The sequence below is a fragment of the Streptomyces sp. NPDC028635 genome (assembly GCF_040637635.1).
Taxonomy (GTDB): domain Bacteria; phylum Actinomycetota; class Actinomycetes; order Streptomycetales; family Streptomycetaceae; genus Streptomyces.
Map to the genome: position 1 here is coordinate 1 of NZ_JBEZWX010000092.1, position 1569 is coordinate 1569.

At 70.4% G+C, this 1569-nt stretch carries 1 protein-coding gene and 1 pseudogene; both read left to right on the forward strand.

Going from position 1 to position 1569, the window contains the following annotated elements; translation table 11 throughout:
* Positions 1–300: pseudogene (locus AB0E88_RS35750) on the forward strand (hypothetical protein); the annotation flags it as partial.
* Positions 301–412: 112 nt separating this feature from the next.
* The gene (locus tag AB0E88_RS35755; protein WP_361639419.1) at positions 413–1330 is read left to right on the forward strand and encodes an RNA polymerase sigma factor SigF; all 918 of its coding nucleotides are present in this window, start codon (positions 413–415) and stop codon (positions 1328–1330) included.
* The last annotated feature ends 239 nt before the right edge of the window (positions 1331–1569 follow it).

Sequence of the window (1569 nt, forward strand, 5' to 3'; positions counted from 1 at the left end):
GACGCCGCCGGCGGCCCGCCCACCGTGCTGGTCTACCGCCGGGTCCCCCGCGGCCACAGCAAGCGCCTCAACCTGACCCAGGGCTGGAAGTACACAGCGGGGTGGAGCGTGTTTGCGTCACCCGGTCGTGCTACCGGCGCACAACCGAATGCGGGAGCGAGCCCTCACCGGGGCGAGCGAATCGCTCATCAGCGCGGATCTCCCTGTTTTTGCGCCGACAGACCGTCAGACCCCCTGTTTCCAGGGGGTATTCGCGTCTCGGATGTCGACATGTCACTACGGCGCGTTGCCGACATGTGACATTCTGCGGGAAGAGCGTTTGCCGGAGCTCCGGCTCCGGTATTCAGGTGAAGGCTGCGTTCCTTCTGTGGGAGCGTCCGCCGCGACCGTCCCGCGACCCAAAGGGGGTGGCATGTCCGCAGACCAGGGCAGCTCGAAGGTGCTCACGCTCACGAAGAGCGCGACAGCGCCGGAGACGCTCGACGCTCTCGATGACGCCTCGGCCCTCGAGGCCGTGCCGGCCCCCGCCCTGCCGACGGAGCCCCCCGTGGCCCCGCCGGTCTCCGGGGACATCGACACCCGCACGCTCTCCCGCTCCCTTTTCCTGCGGCTCGCCGCCCTCGACGAGAACAGCCCCGAGCGGGCGTACGTCCGGGACACCCTGATCGAGCTCAACCTGCCGCTGGTGCGGTACGCGGCCGCGCGGTTCCGCTCGCGCAACGAGCCGATGGAGGACATCGTCCAGGTCGGCACCATCGGGCTGATCAAGGCGATCGACCGGTTCGACTGCGAACGGGGCGTGGAGTTCCCGACGTTCGCGATGCCGACCGTCGTCGGGGAGATCAAGCGGTTCTTCCGGGACACGTCGTGGTCGGTGCGGGTGCCGCGACGGCTGCAGGAGCTGCGGCTCGCTCTGACCAAGGCCAGTGACGAGCTGTCACAGAAGCTGGACCGGTCGCCCACGGTCGCCGAACTCGCCTCCGTGCTCGGGGTGTCCGAGGAGGACGTCGTCGACGGGCTCGCGGTGGGCAACGCGTACACCGCGTCGTCGCTGGACTCGCCGGCGCCCGAGGACGACGGCGGCGAGGGGTCGCTGGCGGACCGGCTCGGTTACGAGGACACCGCGCTGGAGGGTGTGGAGTACCGGGAGTCGCTCAAGCCGCTGCTGGCGAAGCTGCCGCCGCGGGAGCGGCGGATCATCATGCTGCGGTTCTTCGCGAACATGACGCAGTCGCAGATCGGTGAGGAAGTCGGGATCTCGCAGATGCATGTGTCGCGGCTGCTGACGCGGACGCTGGCGCAGCTGCGGGAGGGTTTGATCTCGGACTGAGGTCGCCGGGGTCGTCGGTCAGGTGCGTTGTCGCCTGCGGGCGTGTGGGGGCTGGTCGCGCAGTTCCCCGCGCCCCTTTTTTTGCCTGCGGCGGCCCGTTGCCGTCCGGTGGCCGGTTGCGGTCTCGCCTGCCGTGCGTTGTGGGTCGGGGCCGGGGTGGGGGGTGTCCGTCCTCGGTCCGGCCGCCCGTTCCCGACGAGGGCGCCCTCCGCCGGTGCCGGCCGCTGCGGGCGGACACC

Coding starts and splice junctions, on each gene's coding strand:
- AB0E88_RS35755 (WP_361639419.1), top strand. CDS start 413: ATGTCCGCAGACCAGGGCAGCTCGAAGGTGCTCACGCTCACGAAGAGC.